This is a genomic window from Bradyrhizobium sp. WSM2254 (assembly GCF_000472645.1).
Taxonomy (GTDB): Bacteria; Pseudomonadota; Alphaproteobacteria; order Rhizobiales; family Xanthobacteraceae; genus Bradyrhizobium; species Bradyrhizobium niftali.
Genome location: NZ_AXAB01000003.1, coordinates 135,234 through 148,658 on the forward strand (window position 1 = coordinate 135,234; position 13,425 = coordinate 148,658).

Annotated in this window: 16 protein-coding genes; 9 read left to right on the plus strand and 7 right to left on the minus strand. The window is 66.2% G+C overall.

Annotation, left to right across the window (positions count from 1 at the left end; genetic code table 11):
- Nucleotides 1-43 precede the first annotated feature (43 nt).
- The 4 genes from A3M7_RS0105590 to A3M7_RS0105605 form a co-directional block, all read right to left on the minus strand.
- Complete coding sequence (locus A3M7_RS0105590; protein WP_027543034.1) at nucleotides 44-736, minus strand: GNAT family N-acetyltransferase; 693 nt, start codon at nucleotides 734-736, stop codon at nucleotides 44-46.
- 4 nt (nucleotides 737-740) lie between these two features.
- A complete protein-coding gene (locus A3M7_RS0105595; RefSeq protein ID WP_018646107.1) occupies nucleotides 741-1,088 on the minus strand; it encodes a Lin0512 family protein in 348 nt (115 codons plus the stop codon).
- A 208-nt stretch (nucleotides 1,089-1,296) separates the two neighbouring features.
- Nucleotides 1,297-2,961, minus strand: a complete 1,665-nt coding sequence (locus tag A3M7_RS0105600) for an acetolactate synthase large subunit (RefSeq protein WP_027543035.1) — start codon at nucleotides 2,959-2,961, stop codon at nucleotides 1,297-1,299.
- 1,020 nt (nucleotides 2,962-3,981) lie between these two features.
- A complete protein-coding gene (locus tag A3M7_RS0105605; protein WP_027543036.1) occupies nucleotides 3,982-4,875 on the minus strand; it encodes a LysR family transcriptional regulator in 894 nt (297 codons plus the stop codon).
- 104 nt (nucleotides 4,876-4,979) lie between these two features.
- On the opposite strand from A3M7_RS0105605, the gene A3M7_RS0105610 reads away from it, so the two are divergent.
- A complete protein-coding gene (locus A3M7_RS0105610; RefSeq protein ID WP_027543037.1) occupies nucleotides 4,980-5,720 on the plus strand; it encodes an SDR family oxidoreductase in 741 nt (246 codons plus the stop codon).
- 36 nt (nucleotides 5,721-5,756) lie between these two features.
- Nucleotides 5,757-5,990: a 4-oxalocrotonate tautomerase family protein gene (locus A3M7_RS0105615; protein ID WP_027543038.1), complete on the plus strand. Its 234-nt coding sequence runs from the start codon at nucleotides 5,757-5,759 to the stop codon at nucleotides 5,988-5,990.
- 57 nt (nucleotides 5,991-6,047) lie between these two features.
- Here A3M7_RS0105615 and A3M7_RS0105625 read toward each other — a convergent pair whose 3' ends face one another.
- Nucleotides 6,048-6,680 (minus strand): PadR family transcriptional regulator, encoded by a 633-nt coding sequence (locus tag A3M7_RS0105625; RefSeq protein WP_027543039.1) that lies wholly within the window; start codon nucleotides 6,678-6,680, stop codon nucleotides 6,048-6,050.
- Between the two features lie 144 nt (nucleotides 6,681-6,824).
- On the opposite strand from A3M7_RS0105625, the gene A3M7_RS43740 reads away from it, so the two are divergent.
- The 4 genes from A3M7_RS43740 to A3M7_RS0105645 are packed head-to-tail and all read left to right on the plus strand — an operon-like array spanning nucleotide 6,825 to nucleotide 10,215.
- Nucleotides 6,825-7,517 carry a GntR family transcriptional regulator gene (locus tag A3M7_RS43740; protein ID WP_049823227.1) on the plus strand — a complete coding sequence of 231 codons (693 nt, stop codon included), beginning with the start codon at nucleotides 6,825-6,827 and terminating at the stop codon, nucleotides 7,515-7,517.
- Nucleotides 7,514-8,764 (plus strand): dicarboxylate/amino acid:cation symporter, encoded by a 1,251-nt coding sequence (locus A3M7_RS0105635; protein ID WP_027543040.1) that lies wholly within the window; start codon nucleotides 7,514-7,516, stop codon nucleotides 8,762-8,764. Before A3M7_RS43740 ends, A3M7_RS0105635 begins: the two co-directional genes overlap by 4 nt.
- Complete coding sequence (locus A3M7_RS0105640; RefSeq protein WP_027543041.1) at nucleotides 8,764-9,807, plus strand: low specificity L-threonine aldolase; 1,044 nt, start codon at nucleotides 8,764-8,766, stop codon at nucleotides 9,805-9,807. The genes A3M7_RS0105635 and A3M7_RS0105640 overlap by 1 nt, the downstream gene beginning before the upstream one ends.
- A 54-nt stretch (nucleotides 9,808-9,861) precedes the next feature.
- The gene (locus A3M7_RS0105645) at nucleotides 9,862-10,215 is read left to right on the plus strand and encodes an MmcQ/YjbR family DNA-binding protein (protein ID WP_027543042.1); all 354 of its coding nucleotides are present in this window, start codon (nucleotides 9,862-9,864) and stop codon (nucleotides 10,213-10,215) included.
- A gap of 24 nt (nucleotides 10,216-10,239) precedes the next feature.
- On the opposite strand, the gene A3M7_RS0105650 is transcribed toward A3M7_RS0105645, so the two are convergent.
- Nucleotides 10,240-10,707, minus strand: coding sequence for a MarR family winged helix-turn-helix transcriptional regulator (locus tag A3M7_RS0105650; RefSeq protein ID WP_027543043.1), 468 nt, complete (start codon nucleotides 10,705-10,707; stop codon nucleotides 10,240-10,242).
- 148 nt (nucleotides 10,708-10,855) lie between these two features.
- Between A3M7_RS0105650 and A3M7_RS0105655 the strand changes: the two genes are divergently transcribed.
- The 3 genes from A3M7_RS0105655 to A3M7_RS0105665 all read left to right on the plus strand — a co-directional run bounded on the left by A3M7_RS0105655 (nucleotide 10,856) and on the right by A3M7_RS0105665 (nucleotide 12,676).
- Entirely contained in the window at nucleotides 10,856-11,257 is a 402-nt protein-coding gene (locus tag A3M7_RS0105655) for an Ohr family peroxiredoxin (RefSeq protein WP_027543044.1), read from the plus strand.
- 80 nt (nucleotides 11,258-11,337) lie between these two features.
- Nucleotides 11,338-11,751, plus strand: a complete 414-nt coding sequence (locus tag A3M7_RS0105660; RefSeq protein ID WP_027543045.1) for a cupin domain-containing protein — start codon at nucleotides 11,338-11,340, stop codon at nucleotides 11,749-11,751.
- A gap of 52 nt (nucleotides 11,752-11,803) precedes the next feature.
- Nucleotides 11,804-12,676 (plus strand): helix-turn-helix domain-containing GNAT family N-acetyltransferase, encoded by an 873-nt coding sequence (locus tag A3M7_RS0105665; RefSeq protein ID WP_027543046.1) that lies wholly within the window; start codon nucleotides 11,804-11,806, stop codon nucleotides 12,674-12,676.
- Here A3M7_RS0105665 and A3M7_RS0105670 read toward each other — a convergent pair.
- Nucleotides 12,673-13,398: an SDR family oxidoreductase gene (locus A3M7_RS0105670; RefSeq protein ID WP_027543047.1), complete on the minus strand. Its 726-nt coding sequence runs from the start codon at nucleotides 13,396-13,398 to the stop codon at nucleotides 12,673-12,675. The genes A3M7_RS0105665 and A3M7_RS0105670 overlap by 4 nt on opposite strands.
- Nucleotides 13,399-13,425: the final 27 nt, after the last annotated feature.

Sequence of the window (13,425 nt, forward strand, 5' to 3'; positions counted from 1 at the left end):
TAGCGTGAATTCGAAGGAAATGAAGGGCGGCACCTGAGGGAGCCTATCCCTCCTTCATAAACGCAGTGACGTACAGGCGCCGCCGAATCCGCATGCCCTGTCGCTGGTACAGCGCGATCGCGGATGTATTGTTCGAGAACACGTGCAGGAACGGAATTTCGCCGCGCGCCTCGATCCGGCGCGCGACCGCCGCGAGCAGCGCCTGCGCATAGCCACGCCCACGGTATTCCGGATGCACGCAGACGGCCGTCATCTCGACGAACTTTCCCGGCTTCATCCGCTCGCCCGTCATCGCGACCAAGTCGCCGCCGGCGCGGATGCCGAGGAACGTGCCGAGCTCGTGGGTGCGCAGCGCGAATGGCCCGGGCTTGGTCAGCTCCGTCAGCGCCATCATGGCGGGAACGTCGCCGGCGCCCAATGTGACGATCTCGGCATCGCGGAGCGGACTGTCGGCAGGCGAGCCGATCATCTGCTCGCCGGTCTCGGCCAGCACGACCTTGAAGCCGGCGGGCATTTCGACCGGCTCCGGCGTGAACAGCGCGGCAACCTGCGAGCCCGACAGGAGATCATGGAGCGCAGCAAAACTTGCCGGCGACATGTCGACCATGTCGGCAAACGGCGTCATGTCCACGGGATAGCGCAGCGCTCGCGGACCGCCCTCCGCCAGATGCTTCTGGCTCGTTGTCAGCGCGCTCCAGATCGGGCGATCCAGCAGCGCCTCATCGCTGTCGGACACCGGCCTAATCCTTGTCGAAGCTGACGATGACAGCCGCATTGGCGATGAGGATGGGGTCGTTGGCCACTTCCGTAGCCGAGGGAATCTCCAGCCCGCCCTTGACCGCAGTCACGGTCACGGTGCCGTAGGGCAGCTCCTTCGCAACGGCTTCCTTGTCCACCGCCTCAGGGTTGGGCACCCCGATCGTGACATCGACGAACATGTCGTTCGCGGTCTTGCCGATCATCCGGAAGAAACCCAGGCTCGAATGCCTGATCGCATCCGACACCGCCCGCTTCGCCGCCTTGGTGGCGTCCCTGCCGTGGACGTCGACGCCCATGCCCATCTCGGTGACACAACGAACGCGAGTCATTTCAGAATCCTGTGGTTGGTTGGATGGTTGAGAGTGTCGGCGATCAGCGATGGCGACACAAGTACGGTAGACCTATTCGGGCCAAGCCCTCGCTACACACTCCGTCATTGCGAGCGCAGCGAAGCAATCCAGACTGCCGCCGCGGTAAGACCCTGGATTGCTTCGCTGCGCTCGCAATGACGACGAGGAAATAGCTTCGCCCCATCAATCACGCCTTCGACTTCTCGTGAGCCCGCAGCTCATCCACGAGCACCCGCACGTTCTCCGAATAGTCGATCGGGATCACGATCAGGTGCACTCCGCCCTCCTTGAAGGCGGCATCCAGCGTCGGGCCGAAGCTGTCGATGCTCGCGATACGATGGCCCTTGGCCCCATAGGCCTTCGCGTAGAGGACGAAATCGGGATTGCCAAAGGTCATGCCGAAATCGGCGAAATGATCGACGGCCTGCTTCCAGCGGATCATGCCGTAGGCGTTGTCCTCCAGCACCAGCACGACCAGGTTGAGCTTGAGACGGACGGCGGTCTCCATCTCCTGGCTGTTCATCATGAAGCCGCCGTCGCCGGCAACCGCGAGCACGCGGCGGTCGGGAAAGAGCATCGCCGCCATCATCGCCGACGGCAGGCCGGCGCCCATCGTCGCCAGCGCGTTGTCCAGCAAGAGCGTGTTGGCGACGCGGGTACGGTAGTTGCGCGCGAACCAGATCTTGTACATGCCGTTGTCGAGCGCGACGATGCCGTTCTCCGGGATCACCTGGCGGATGTCGTGCACGATCCGCTGCGGCGTCGGCGGCCAGCGTGCCTCGGTGGCGCGGTCGGCGATATGCCTGAGTATCTCCTCACGGAGTGGCAGCAGCGCCGCGGCTTGCGGCAACTTGCCTTCGAGGCGGTCCGCCAGCAGCTCCAGGCTCGGGCCCACGTCGCCGACAACCTCGGCATCCGGGAAATAGACCTGCTCGACGCTGGCCGACGTGTAGCTGACGTGAATCACCTTCGGGCCCGACGGCCCCATGATGAAGGGCGGCTTCTCGATCGGGTCGTGACCGATCGCCACGATCAGATCGGCGGCGTCGATCGCGTCATGGACATAGTCGCGCTCCGACAGCGCCGCGGTGCCCATATAGAGATTGGTGCCGCCGGGCACGGTGCCCTTCCCCATCTGCGTGGTGAAGAAGGGAATGCCGGTTCGCCGCACGAAGCTCGCGATGCCGTGGGTCGATCGTGGCCGGCTGGTCGCAGCGCCCATCATCACCAGCGGATGCCTTGCCGCGAGAATCATCTCGGCCGCACGATCGAGTGCGGCGCGATGGGCGACCGGAATTTCGATCGGATGGACCGGGATCACGGGAACGGCCGGCACTTCGTCGCCCGCGATGTCCTCGGGCAGTTCGAGATGCACCGGCCCCGGCCGCTCCTCCATCGCCACGCGAAAGGCATCGCGCACCACGGTCGGGATGCTTGATGCGCTGATGATCTGCCGCGACAGCTTTGTCAGCGGCTTCATGGTCGCGACCACGTCCACGATCTGGAAACGCGCCTGCCGGCTGCTCATGATCGGCTTCTGGCCGGTGATCAGGATCATCGGCATCGCGCCGAGATGCGCATAGGCCGCCCCGGTGGAGAGATTGAGTGCCCCGGGGCCGAGCGTCGAGAGACAGACCCCGGGCTTACCGGTCAGCCGGCCATGGGTGGCGGCCATGAAGGCGGCCGCCTGCTCGTGGCGGGTCAGGATCAGCTCGATCTTGGAGGTACGGAGCGATTCCACGAGATCGAGATTTTCTTCGCCGGGAACGCCGAAAATGCGGTCGACGCCCTCGTTCTCCAGCGCCGCGACAAACAGGTCCGATCCCTTCACCTTGCGTTCCTGCCCACTCATGTCGCCTCCCGGTCGCTGTTCTGGTCCCGTGTTCCGGGCGCATGGTAGCGGTCTGCGGCGCGGGCACAACTCACAATGCGGCGTGGTCTGTGATGTGCAGTGCGTCCTCAATACTCCGCTGTCATGCCCCGGCTTGACCGGGGCATCCAGTACGCCGCGGCCTCTCGGTCAACTCACTGCTGTCTCTGGATACTGGATCGCCCGATCAAGTCGGGCGATGACAGTGAGAATGTGGCGCGCAACTCGCCTTACATCGTCATTGCGAGCACAGCGAAGCAATGACGGAGCAAGGGGCAGCGCTTGTTCAACTCGCATCACGGTTCGCAGACATAGATCCGCATCCTCGCGGCTCATCTCGCCCGAGCTTTGCTTCATCGCGACACCCTCGTCTGTCAGAGGGCGCAGGGAAGACCGGGTGCCGGCCGGGCACCCACGGTCCACTGTGCGAAAGGTGGCNACAANAATCTGCACAGCGGCATACAGGTGAAGCCCAACACACGGCCTTCCCTGCGCAGTGGTTTGACGGCTTATGCCGAGTTCTCCCCGGGGAGCGATGCACTATTGCCCCCGTCGCCTTGCGGATCGCTGATGCGCGTGCCCGGTCGGGCCGCCACATCACCACAAGACTTGGCGCACAGACCCCGGGCGCCAGGACGACACGGTTTTGCCGTACGCAGATCACACCGGTCGTGTGCACGAAGGCCTTCGCTCACGGTTGCCCGCCCTGCGAAGCTCTTCGCGCCGATGTGACTAGCGTCCACCGCAGCCCACCCCGCATGTCGTGACGATCGCGATACGCCCCTCTGACCGGGATGAGGTGGCGGGAGAATGCGCCAAAGCCGAATTTCGGTAAAGTGGAATATTTTCGCGGCCGCGCGTTGACCGGCATCTTGCGTGTCTTGCCCGTCGGGCAACGCAAGCTCTTGTAGCCCGGATGGAGCGAAGCGATATCCGGGATTCGTGCGAGCGGCGGTCCCGGGTATCGCTTCGCTCACCCGGGCTACGACTCTGCGGCCTCCCTCACAGCTTCGCCTCGGCAAAAATGCCCGATATCCAGTCGAGGAAGACACGCAGACGCAGCGCGGGCTGGCGGTTTTGCAAATACAGCGCGGAGAGCGGCGTCGGCGATGGCGGATGGTCGGCGAGCACCTCCACCAGCGCGCCGCTGGCGAGATCATCCGCGAAGCGATAGCGCGGAGCCTGGGCGAGGCCGAAGCCGAGCCGTGCGAGATCGGCCATGGTGTCGGAATTGTTGACGCGAACCCGGCTCGGCAGCACGACGTGACGCAGCGCGCCGGGAACCGAAAATTCCAGCGGCAGCACGTCGCCGGTGCGCGAGGAGACGAAGGCGACCATCTGATGGCCGTCGAGCGCGTCCGGCGTCGCCGGCATGCCGTGGCTGGCGAGATAGGCCGGGCTCGCCACGGTGATCTCCGCGATCGTGCCGAGGCGGCGCAGGATCATCCCGCTGTCCTCCGGCTCGCCCGACCGGATCACGCAATCGACGCCCTCGCGCACGAGATCGACCAGGCGGTCGCCCTGCCCGATCTGCAATTCGAGTTGCGGATAGCGCGCCAGGAATGCCGGCAGGTGCGGCAGGATGAAGGTGCGGGTCAGCAAGGGATGGGCGTCGATGCGGAGCAGGCCGCGCGGCCGCGCATCGCGCATCGCGGTTTCCGCTTCCTCGACCTCGGCCAGGATGGCGACGCAGCGGCGATAATAGTCCTCGCCGTCGAGCGTCGGCGTGACGTGCCGCGTCGTCCGTTCGAGCAGGCGCGCGCCGAGACGCACCTCGAGGCCGCGCAAGACCTCGCTTGCCGTCGAGCGGGGAATGCCGAGATCGGCGGCCGCGGCCGTAAAACTCTGCCGCTCGACGAGGCGAACGAACAGACGCATGGCGTCAAATCGGTCCATGGCCGATTGTTCACCACAGCCGACAAGTGATGACAAGTCTCGGGCGATTATCCGGCCACGGCGATCAGCTAAATCTCCGGCCGAAGACAACGAGGAGACCTGCCATGACCCACCAACATCAGCGCGCAGCCATCGTGACCGGCGGCTCCCGCGGCATCGGCGCAGCGATCGCCCGCCGGCTGGCACAGGACGGAGTTGCGGTCGCGATCAACTATGCCAGCGGCCGCGCGGCTGCCGACGCGCTGGTCGCCGAGATCGAGGCCGCCGGCGGACAGGCCATCGCCGTGCAGGCCGACCTCGCCGATCCGGTAACCCCTTCGCGGCTGTTCGATGCGGCAGAGCATGCCTTCGGCGGCGTCGACATCCTCGTCAACAATGCCGGCGTCATGGAGCTCGGGCCGCTCGCCGAGGTGACCGATGAGGCGTTCGCGCGGCAGACAGCGATCAATCTCGGAAGCGTGTTCCGGTCCTTGCGCGAGGCGGCGCGGCGGCTGCGCGACGGCGGCCGCATCGTCAGCTTTTCCTCCAGCGTGATCGGTCTCTACCAACCCGGCTACGGCGTCTACGCCGCGACCAAGGCCGCGGTCGAAGCCATGACGCACATCCTCGCCAAGGAGCTCGGCAGCCGGCGCATCACCGTCAACGCGGTGGCGCCCGGGCCGGTCGAGACCCGGCTCTTCCTCGAGGGCAAGAGCGAGCAGCAGGTGCGCGCCGTTGCCGCCATGAACCCGTTCGGCCGCCTCGGCCAGCCCGACGACATCGCAGCAATCGTCGCCTTCCTCACCGCTCGCGACAGCGGCTGGATCAACGGCCAGGTCATCCGCGCCAATGGCGGCGTGGTCTGACGCACGGCACGATCACATCACACGGAGAGACCCATCATGCCTTTCGCCAACGTCAAGATTCCGCAAGCCGCGCTGTCGCGTGCCCAGAAGGCGGAGATCGTGCATCGCCTCACCGCGCTGTTCGTCGACTATTTCGGCGAAGCGGCGCGGCCGCACACGATGGTGCTGATCGAGGAAGTCCCCGACGGCGGCTATGGCCGCGCCGACGAGGTGTTCGTTGTTCCCGACGCCTATCGCGCCCGCGACGCCGTCACGCCAGCTTCAGGCTGAGCTCGGTGCCGCACTTGAGCGGCAGCGTCATCGCGACGAAGCCGTTTTGCGGGTCTGTCACTTGCCGAGGATTTCCGCGGCGGCGCGGTCAAGGATCGCGGCGATGCGGCGTGCTTCAGCGGAATCGCTGCCTTGCATGCTGCGCAGCGCGCGCTTGAGATTGTGGCGAGCCCGATGCAGCTCGTCCGAGGCACCGCCGTCGAGATCGCTGACGCCGGCGAACGCCTCGCGCACCTCGTCCATGCGGCGCCCGATCCGCGACAGCGCCTGAAGGATCGCGTCCGCGGTCGCACGCTGCTCGGCAAGATACGCCTCGCCCTGCGGCGTGATGCTGTAGAGCTTGCGGCCGCCATCCTGTTCGACGCCGGCATGGCCGACCTCTTCGAGATAGGTCAGCGCCGGATAGATCACGCCGGGGCTCGGCGTGTAGAACCCGTCGGAGCGTTCTTCGACGATCTTGATCAGCTCATAGCCATGCGCCGGCTTTTCGGCCAGCAGCGCCAGGATCACGAGCTGAAGGTCCTGCGACGAGAGGCGTCGCGCCCCCGGAAAATCGTCGCCGCCGCGCCCGAAGAAACCGTGCCCACCGCGGCCGAAGCGCCGCCCGCCGCCGTGCCGGCCCATGGCGAAGGCGAAGCGCAATTCATGATCATCCCGGCCGTGCCTGCCGTGGTGTTTGTCTCGAAACATATCATACGTCTCCTCTGTTAGATATATCGTAAGATATGTTTTGAGATGCGATACGCAAGCCACGAGTCCGTGACTTTGTCTCAAGGCTCGTTTCACCAGCAAAATCAGCAGGCCATCTTGACATTCCTCTGACATGTCGCTGGTATGTCAGTTATGCCCGCCGCCTTCCTCGACCGCGACCGCGCCTATTCGCTGCTCCGCGATCTCGTCATCTCGGGCGAGTTTGCGCCTGACGAACCCCTCTCCGAACGCAGCCTGTCGAGCCGGCTGGCGCTGGGCCGCACCCCGATCCGTGAGGCGCTGAAGGCGCTCGCCAAGGACGGCCTGCTCACCATCCATCCCATGCGCGGCACCTTCCTGCGCCAGATGTCCTTCGACGATCTGCGCGAAATTCATGAATTGCGGCTCGCNCTCGAAGGCATGGCCGCCTATCTCGCCGCAACGCGCGGGCCGACGGAGCCGCTGCGCCAATGCGCCGGGGAGTTGCGCAGCATTCAGTCGTGCGAAAACCTCGATGTCGAGGAGGCGCAGCAGGTCGGCTGGGCCTTCCACGACGAACTGTTTCGCGCGACCGGCAATGGCCGGCTGGCGCAGTCCTACGACAATCTGCGCGCGCAAAGCGGTCTCGCCCTCCAGAAGATGCGGCAATACAGCGTCGAGCGCACGCGCCAGGCCGTCAGCGAGCATCTCGATATCTATGCGGCCATCGAAGCGCACGATCCTGACGCCGCGCAGCAGCGCATGTGGCGGCATCTGTCGTCCGCATTCGAGGCCCGCCTCACCGCGCTGGGCGCGATCCGCACGCAATATCCGGGACAAGGAGACCACCACGCATGATCCGGTCGCTGTTCAGATTGCCGCTCGTGTTCCAGATGCTGCTCGGATTGGTGCTGGGCCTCGGCGTCGGGCTGCTCTGGCCGGATTTCGGCGCGAGCCTGCGCCCGGTCGGCACCGCCTTCGTCGAGGCGGTGAAGATGATCGTCATTCCCGTGGTGTTCGCAGCCGTCACGCTCGGCCTCTATCGCATGGGGAGCGAGCTGAAGGTCCTGGGGCGCGTTGCCGCGATCAGCCTCGGCTATTTCTACCTCGCCACCGTGGTCTCGATCCTGATCGGCCTGCTCCTCAACGCCGCCTTCCATCCCGGCGCCGGCGCGCCGCTGGCCGCGACCGGCAAGGTGCCGCCGAACCTCGCGGTGTCCGTGGACTGGATCAAGTTCTTCATGGACATGATCCCCTCCAACATCGTCGCGGCGATGGCCGAGCAGAAGATCTTGCCGACGCTCGTCTTCGCGATTCTGTTCGGCCTGGCCCTCGCCTCGGTGGGCAAGGTCGGCGAGCCCATGGTCGCCGTGCTCGAGGCGGTGATGGCGGCGATGTTCAAGATCACCAAATGGATCACCTCGCTCGCCCCGATCGCCATCTTCGCCGTGATGGCGTGGCTGTTCGCAACCCAAGGCCTCGCCACCGTGCTCGCGCTCGCCAAGCTCGTCGGCGTGATGTATCTGGGCCTCGCCATCATGGTCGCGATCTTCTGGCTGATGCTGCTTGCGATCGGCGAGAAGCCGCTGGCCGTCACCAGGGCGGTGATGGAGCCGATGATCCTGGCCTTCTCCACCCGCTCCTCGGAAGTGACCCTGCCGCTGCACATGGAGAAGTTGCGGGCGATGGGCGCCTCCGAGCGCATCGTCTCGGTGGTGCTGCCGCTCGGCTACGCCTTCAACCGCGACGGCGCCATCATGTATTTTGCGCTGGCCGTCACTTTCCTCGCCGAAGCCTATGGCGTGACGCTGACCTGGTCGACGCTGTTCACCATCGTCATGGTCACGACCATCGCGAGCAAGGGCAGCGCCAACGTCCCCTCCGGCGGGCTCGTCGCCATCGCCATGGTGCTGTCGGCGATCGGGCTGCCGATCGAGGCGCTCGCGGTCATTGCCGGCGTCGACGCCTTCCTCGACATGGGCCGCACCGCGATCAACGTGTTCGGCAACACCGTCGCGGTGAAGCTGGTCGAGAAGTTTGCCGGCGACATGGCCGCCGATGAGGCGCAGCCGGCGGCGGCCGGCCTGCAAATGCAGGACGCCTGATGGCCGCGCGGGAGAACGGCGGCGACGGCATCGTCGATCTGCGCAGCGACACCGTCACGCTGCCGACCGCGGCGATGCTGGAGCGCATGCAGCGCGCCCCGCTCGGCGACGACGGCCGCGAGGGCGATCCGACCGTCCGCGCGCTCGAACAACGCGGCGCTGCCTTGATCGGCAAGGAAGCCGCCCTGTTCGTGCCGAGCGGCACGATGGGCAATCTCCTGGCGATGCTCGCCCATGCCGAGCGCGGCGCGGATGTGTTCGCCGATCGCGGCGCGCATCTGCTCAACTCGGAGCTCGGCAGCGTCATGACGATCGCGGGGCTGGAGCCGAAGCCGATGCCGGGCCGTCGCGGCGCGATGGACGAAGCAGCGCTTGCGGACGCGATCCGCGGCTCGGAACGTCCCGGCCTGATCGCGATGGAAACGACGCATAACGGCGCCGGCGGCGCCGTGCTGCCCCTGCCGCACATGATGCGAATTCACACGCTCGGACAAAGCAACGGGATTCCCGTGCATCTGGACGGCGCCCGCCTCTTCAATGCCTCGGTCGCGCTCGGCGTGCCGGCAGCACGGATCGCCGAACATGCCGACAGCGTGATGGTCTGCCTCTCCAAGGGACTGAGCGCGCCGGTCGGCAGCCTGCTGTGCGGCAGCGCGGCGTTCGTCGCACGGGTGCGGGCCTTGCGAAAGCTCGTCGGCGGCACCATGCGCCAGTCCGGCATCGTCGCGGCCGCGGGCCTCGTCGCGCTGGAGACGATGATCGAGCGCCTCGCCGAAGATCATGCCGCGGCAAGACGGCTCGCCACGGCCTTGAGCTGGCTCGACCCGGCGCTCGCCGATCCCGACCATGTGCAGACCAACATCCTGCGCGTCGACGTCTCCGCAAGCGGGCGCGAGGTTGCCGCATGGGCCGAGGGCGTGAAGCGGCACGGCATCCTGGTGCAGGCCAGCGGCCCCTCGCAGCTCCGGCTCGTCACCCATCGCCACGTCGACGAAGCGGCGGTGGACCGCACCATTGCCGCCTTCGCGGCGCTCGGCCGCTAGCAAGCCGCAAGCGCGCGCATTGCAAGCCGCACGCAGCGTGCTATCGCTCGCGTCATGACTCCGAAAAGTTTCGAAGCGCGCTGCCTGCGCCTGCCCGCCGCCACCAAGGTGGTGCAGTGGGAGGGCACCTCCGTGTTCAAGGTCGGCGGCAAGATGTTCGCGCTCGGCGGCGGCTTTGCCGCAGGCTCCGGCGGCTACATGTTCAAGGTCTCGGACATGGCCTATGCGATGCTGATCGAGCACGGTGTGGCACGTCCGGCGCCGTATCTGGCCCGCGCCAAATGGGTGCAGCTCGTCAGCAACAACGCCCTGCCGGATTCCGAACTCACCGCCTATCTGGCGCAGGCCCATGCGCTGATCGTGGCAAAGCTGACGCGCAAATCGCGCAAGATGCTGGGACTCGACTGAACGCCAGCGCCGGCGCGTCGCACGTCAGGACCGCTCTTGTTCGGATCCGGTGTGGCGCAGCAGATTGTCGCGCAGGCGGCTCACCGTCTTCTGCACCACCGGAAACTCGTCGCCGAGGCCGGTCGCCTCGATCACGGACGCGCCGAGGTCCTGCTCGATCAACTTGCGGCCGGCCGCCGTCAGGCTCACCCGCACCTGCCGCTCGTCGGCGGGATCGCGGTGGCGCCTGATGTAGCCCGTCTGCTCGAGCTTCTTCAGGATCGGCGTCAGCGTGTTGGATTCCAGGAACAGCTTCTCGCCGAGCGCGCTGACGGTCTGCTCATCCTGGTCCGACAGCGCCACCATCGCGATGTACTGGGTGTAGGTCAGCCCGACCTTGTCCAGGAGGGGCTTGTAGGCACGGCCGAAGGCGAGATTGGCCGAATAAACCGCAAAGCACAGGAAATTCGACAGTTTTCGGCCTTTGCCGGCGGCTTTGGGGGAACGGGCCACGGGAACCTCCGCAATTCGTGATCTGCCAACCGATATAAATCGCATCCGATTAAATCGGAAGAGCTTGACCGGCGGATGCGGCGAGTTTATTTCAACGCGCATCCGATTAGATCGGATACGATCTATATCAACCCGAAAGGACCCCGCCATGTCATCCGCTGCCAAGCTTCTCTTCACCGGCAAGACCCACGTCACCTCAGGCTCCGACGGTGCCGCGCGCTCCAGCGACGGCTTTCTCGACATCAAGCTGGCGCAGCCGCATCCGGCCGCCGAAAACCTGTTCGCCGCCGCCTGGTCGGCCTGCTACCTCGGCGCGCTCGGGCTCGCCGCCGCCCAGCGCAAGGTCAAGCTGCCGAGCGAGCCGTCGGTCGACACCGCGATCGACCTGAACAACGCCGGTGGCGCCTTCTTCCTGCGCGCCCGTCTCGACGTCAGCGTCCCCGGCGTCGACCGCGCGGTTGCGCAGGAGCTGATCGAAGCCGCGCACGGCATCTGCCCCTACTCCAAGGCGGTGCACGGCAACATCGAGGTGACCACGACCCTCGTCTGAAGCGCCACGACGCGGGATCCGGCCGAAAGTCGGCCGGGCCCGCGCGGTGCGATCAATCCAGCGAACACACGGAGCCGACCATGAGCCATCGCCTTTTCCCAGCCGTGCGTATCCTCGCCAGCGCCGCCGTACTGGCCGCAAACCTGTTCACCCTGCCGGCAGCGGCGCAGCCGGCCGGTGTCACGCGCACCGACCTCCAGCGCCACGATCTCAGCGCGCCCGGCCGCGAAGCCGTGCAGGTGCGCGTCGACCTCGCCCCCGGTGTTGCGTTCGGCCGGCACACCCATCCGGGCGAAGAGATCGTCTACGTGCTGGCGGGCGCCATCGAATACGCCGTCGAAGGCAAGCCGCCGGTGACGCTGAGGGCCGGTGACGTGCTGTTCATCCCGGCCGGCACGGTGCATGCGGCCAAGAACGTGGGCAACGAGACCGCGAGCGAGCTTGCGACCTATATCGTCGCGAAGGACAAGCCGCTGCTGACGCTGGCGAAGTGAGACCGGCCATCTTCGATTGACCAAATCGATATATCTGACTAAAGTCAGATATATGCTTGATCCCGTCTCCCGCGTCCGCCGCTTCAACCGTGCCGTCACCTCTGCCGTGGGCGCGCTCGATACTTCGTTCCTGGGGCGCGGCCGGCCGCTCGGCGCGGCCCGTGTCTTGAATGCGATCGGGCATGGGCGCACAGACGTCGCGGAGATCCGCGACTATCTCGGGCTCGATTCCGGGCTGATGAGCCGGCTGCTCCGCAGTCTCGAGGACGAAGGACTGGTCGAGACCCATGCACGTGAAAACGATGCGCGCCGCCGCGTGGCCACACTGACGCGCACGGGCCGGCGCGAGTTCGCGGCCTACGAGGCGCTGTCGAATACGCAGGCCGAGAGCTTCCTTGCGCAGCATTCGCAGCGCGAGGCGCTGCTCGCGGCGATGGACATGATCACCTCGGCGCTGACGCGCGAGCGCGTTGCGCTGGAGGAGATGGATCCACGATCCGAAGAGGCACGCTATTGCCTCGGCGAATATTACGCGGAGCTCGGCCGCCGTTTCAAACAGGGCTTTGACGTTTCGCTGTCGCGCGACCCCGATGCCAAGGACATGCGCCGCCCGCGCGGCGCGTTCATCGTCGCAATGTCGGATACGCTGCCGATCGGCTGTGTCGGGCTGAAGGGAACCGATCACGGCTACGCCGAGATCAAGCGGCTGTGGGTCGCTCCCGCCGCGCGCGGATTGCGGCTCGGCCGGCGCCTGATGGACGCGGCCGAGGATGCGGCGCGCGGGCTCGGCGTCGAGCTGCTGCGGCTCGACACCAACAGCGCCCTCCCCGAGGCCGGCCAACTCTACCGCAGCACGGGCTGGAGCGAGATTCCGCGTTTCAATGACGATCCCTATCCGGACCTGTTCTTCGAAAAGCGGCTTTAGGTCGTTCGCGTTGGGCGCACGACGATCTCGTTGACGTCGACGTCATCGGGCTGCGCGATAGCGAAGCGCACCGCGCGGGCGATGGCATCCGGCTGAAGCGCAATGGCCCGATACGTCTTCATCGCCTCTGCGGCCACCGGATCGGTGATGGTGTGGGCGAGCTCGCTTTCGACCACGCCCGGATGGATGCAGGTGACGCGGATGTTGTCGTGCTCCTGGCGCAGGCCATCCGAGATCGCCCGCACCGCATGTTTGGTGGCGCAGTAAACGGCCGCCGTCGGCGACACGCTCAAGGCGCCGATCGAGGCGATGTTGATGATTTGGCCCGAACCGCGCGCGACCATCTCCGGCAGCACGGCGGCGATGCCGTAGAGCACGCCCTTGATGTTGACGTCGATCATCCGGTCCCACTCCCCGACCTTGAGCGAGGCCATCAGCGACAGCGGCATCACGCCGGCATTGTTGACGATGACGTCGACACGGCCCCAGACGCCGCGCGCGGCGTCTGCGAACGCGGCAACGCTGGCGCGGTCGGTCACGTCAAGTGGATGCGCCAATGCCGTTCCACCGGCGCCGTTCAGTTCGGCGGTGAGTTCCTTCAGGCGATCGACACGCCGCGCCCCCAGCATGACCTTTGCGCCGGCGGCAGCGAGTTCGCGCGCGATCCCTGCGCCGATCCCGCTGGATGCGCCGGTGATGAGAATGACTTTGTCGATTGGCATGTGGATCTTCCCGTTGTTTTCGGAGTG

Bases quoted from the DNA above. Each gene is read 5' to 3' on its own strand.
- A3M7_RS0105595 (WP_018646107.1), bottom strand. From the start codon at position 1,088: ATGACTCGCGTTCGTTGTGTCACCGAGATGGGCATGGGCGTCGACGTC.
- A3M7_RS0105600 (WP_027543035.1), bottom strand. From the start codon at position 2,961: ATGAGTGGGCAGGAACGCAAGGTGAAGGGATCGGACCTGTTTGTCGCG.
- A3M7_RS0105605 (WP_027543036.1), bottom strand. From the start codon at position 4,875: ATGGACCGATTTGACGCCATGCGTCTGTTCGTTCGCCTCGTCGAGCGG.
- A3M7_RS0105610 (WP_027543037.1), top strand. From the start codon at position 4,980: ATGACCCACCAACATCAGCGCGCAGCCATCGTGACCGGCGGCTCCCGC.
- A3M7_RS0105615 (WP_027543038.1), top strand. From the start codon at position 5,757: ATGCCTTTCGCCAACGTCAAGATTCCGCAAGCCGCGCTGTCGCGTGCC.
- A3M7_RS0105625 (WP_027543039.1), bottom strand. From the start codon at position 6,680: ATGTTTCGAGACAAACACCACGGCAGGCACGGCCGGGATGATCATGAA.
- A3M7_RS0105635 (WP_027543040.1), top strand. From the start codon at position 7,514: ATGATCCGGTCGCTGTTCAGATTGCCGCTCGTGTTCCAGATGCTGCTC.
- A3M7_RS0105640 (WP_027543041.1), top strand. From the start codon at position 8,764: ATGGCCGCGCGGGAGAACGGCGGCGACGGCATCGTCGATCTGCGCAGC.
- A3M7_RS0105645 (WP_027543042.1), top strand. From the start codon at position 9,862: ATGACTCCGAAAAGTTTCGAAGCGCGCTGCCTGCGCCTGCCCGCCGCC.
- A3M7_RS0105655 (WP_027543044.1), top strand. From the start codon at position 10,856: ATGTCATCCGCTGCCAAGCTTCTCTTCACCGGCAAGACCCACGTCACC.
- A3M7_RS0105660 (WP_027543045.1), top strand. From the start codon at position 11,338: ATGAGCCATCGCCTTTTCCCAGCCGTGCGTATCCTCGCCAGCGCCGCC.
- A3M7_RS0105665 (WP_027543046.1), top strand. From the start codon at position 11,804: ATGCTTGATCCCGTCTCCCGCGTCCGCCGCTTCAACCGTGCCGTCACC.
- A3M7_RS0105670 (WP_027543047.1), bottom strand. From the start codon at position 13,398: ATGCCAATCGACAAAGTCATTCTCATCACCGGCGCATCCAGCGGGATC.